The organism is Clostridium sp. AF29-8BH, from assembly GCF_003478145.1.
Lineage (GTDB): Bacteria > Bacillota > Clostridia > Lachnospirales > Lachnospiraceae > Otoolea > Otoolea fessa.
In genome coordinates this window covers 1-2,734 of the sequence record NZ_QUEL01000050.1, presented here as the reverse complement: position 1 = coordinate 2,734, position 2,734 = coordinate 1, and the positions used below count along the sequence as shown (strand labels likewise).

General features: G+C 46.8%; 3 protein-coding genes. All 3 read right to left on the bottom strand.

Features of this window, described 5'->3' with window-relative positions; all coding sequences use genetic code 11:
* Positions 1–1,688 (bottom strand): IS66 family transposase (locus DWZ16_RS15125; protein ID WP_412694366.1); only part of this gene is annotated, 1,688 nt, incomplete at its 3' end.
* Between the two features lie 297 nt (positions 1,689–1,985).
* The gene (gene tnpB / locus DWZ16_RS15120) at positions 1,986–2,348 is read right to left on the bottom strand and encodes an IS66 family insertion sequence element accessory protein TnpB (protein WP_118523178.1); all 363 of its coding nucleotides are present in this window, start codon (positions 2,346–2,348) and stop codon (positions 1,986–1,988) included.
* A partial coding sequence (locus DWZ16_RS15115; protein ID WP_243022055.1) for an IS66 family insertion sequence element accessory protein TnpA occupies positions 2,338–2,734 on the bottom strand: 397 nt, incomplete at its 5' end. The genes DWZ16_RS15115 and tnpB, both read right to left, overlap by 11 nt.

Below are 2,734 nucleotides of genomic sequence, written 5' to 3'. Positions count from 1 at the left end.
CGTAAACGCTCCATACCAAGTACCCTATAAGCTAAAAGCCGCTTCCGCGGCTCTACTTCATTGCTTTTTCGGTTTTCTGACAACGTCCGGCAACTTTTTCGACCATGGAGCAGGTCATCTAAGAATGACCGGTCGCTGTCATCCATGCGCTTAGGGATCTCTGTCAGAAGGTGTTCAAAGTATTCGTATGGTTTTAGGTTATTCGCTTTTGCCGTCTCTGCGATGCTGTAAATAATCGCGGATGCTTTCGCACCATTGATCGTATCGATCATCTGCCAGTTCTTCTTTCCAACACAGAATCCGCGGATCGCGCGCTCAGAGGCGTTATTATCCATAGGGACATCCCCATCTGTCAGGAAAATCCGGAGATATTTTTCCTGATTCAGAGCGTAACTGAAAGCATCCTTCAGCTTTTCTGTTCCGACCTCGCTTTCATGCTGCTTTAGGTACGCAAACAAAGCGTCTACCAGTGGCTTTATAGCCACCTGACGCTGGGAAAGCCGTTCTTCCGATGAGAGATCCTTTAGCTTTCCTTCTTTTCTGTAGATCGTCTGGATCTGCTTTAAGATCAGATAGGATGCGGATTCTTTTTGGCGTTCTTTCGGTACTACTGCAAGCGCTTCATCAAAGCGCCTGCGGGCATGGACCCAGCACCCGGCTATCGTCAGGTCTTCATGCTCTTTTTCCAGTGTATGGTAGACCTGATAGCCATCCGTCACGCAAATGCCGGAATAATTCTTTAGGAATTCCCGGGGATGAGAGGCATTTCTTGTCCGCTGATACTCATAAAGGATGATCTGTTTTTCCGGATACATGTGGCCAGAACGGTACACCCACATATAACTCTTGGAACCGGCACTGCGGCCATCCCGTTTTACCAATACCGGTGTCTCATCAGCCTGGATGACATGATATCTGTAAAGTAGCGAATGAAGGTGATCATACAAAACGGCGAGATATTCTTCTCCCAGCCGGATCATCCAGTTCGCCATGTTCTGCCTGGTTATGGCAAGGCCATATCGAAGGAATTCCTGTTCAAGGCGATAAAGAGGGACCGCGTTTACGTATTTTCCATTCATGACCGCAGCAGCGAGCGAAGCGGATACGGGGCTTCCATGAAGCAGGCTTTTGGGATGCTTTGCTTTTATCATGTGCCCGTCTGTTTTGCTGGCATATACACCAACATGGTGCTCATCCACCTCGACTTTTGCCGGAATGAAACGATATCTGCGTGTAATAGCATCTGGAAGCTGTTTCCAGCCGTTTTCACCGAATTCTACTGTTAATTCTTCTTCGGTCATGTAGTGGTCGATCCGATTTGTAGGAAGCCCGGACATATCCTGTGCTTTCTTACCGGTTGCTTTTTTTCTGCGTTCCGGTGCCGGCTCCAGAGTCTCTGGTTCCGGTGCCTCCAGATCACAGACAGCTTCGGCTTCATTAAAAAACACAATGGTTCCATCCACTTCAGCAAAACGGAGTTGCTGGGCATCCTCCATTTTTTCAGAGGAACGTCCAAACCGGTTCTTATTAGCCAGGATCAGCTGTTCCATCATTGCCTGCATCTTCGTATCCAGGGAATGCAGGTCGGCACTGACCTTTCCTAACTGTTCCTGTTGATTCAAAAATAACTGGATCAGCATAGATTTATCAAAGCTGTTTAACTGTTCTTCTGTGAACTTCATCGTCATGGCAGGAACTCCTTTTCTCAATGAGTCCATTGTACCAGATCTGTACGTTTTCTGCCACTTGGAGCCTGTTTTCCTTTCGGCATAATGACGGTGGATAACAGTACAGAGCACCTGGGATAGCTTTTCAGGATTCCAGATGTTCTGTACTGCTATCCACAGATTCAGAACGATTTTTCTGCCCGAAACCGTGTGGTTTGATTCCTGCGGACTGAATTCTGTGGATAAGCTTTATGAAACGGAAGAGATTCTCTTTTCTTCTGTGAAATATGGAAATTTTTTCTCCATAATGCACAAATGTTACATCAATCTTTTAGGCGGATCATTTGGCCTGATCGGATGTTTGGGGAGAATTTCAAGCCCTTGCATCAGCATCGTATACTGTTCCGGGGATATTTCCAACGCCTCTTCTACGGAACGTGGCCAGTTGAAGGCACCGTTGTTCAGTCTCTTGTAAAGAAGTAGGAACCCATCCCCTTCCCATAAGAGTCCCTTGATCCGGTCCGTCTTCTTCCCGCAAAAAAGAAAGAGCGTATTTTTATCATACGGATCGAGCTGAAACCGGAACCGGATGATCGTTGCGAGACCATCCATTCCTCTCCGCAGATCGGTATAACCAGCTGCAAGATAGATCTTTTTCAGACCTGTGGCGTCATTCAGCATTAGACAGAACCTCCAGGATACACTGAAGCATATCTTTAGAGACAGGATTATAAATTTCAAGTGCCAATCCTCTGGAATTTCGCAAAATAGCTGTCGGTTTTAAGCTGCTGTCTTCCTGGGGCAGAGCTTTCTCTGTCGGCTGAGGAAGTTCCACAAACGCCGGTTCTGGATTGTAGACCTCCAAACATGCTTTGCGGACTTTTTTCAGACGATAATAATAATTCGCTTTTGTGATGCCATGCTCACTGCACCAGGTTTCTACTTTCATATCTGCAGGGCGGTTTTTACAATCCTGGATCTGTGCCGCCCATTGCTGCAACCGAACCTGTTCAGCAACCAAACTTGTTTGACTGCTCATAGCTAGACCTCCATAGGCGGTCAAAAAA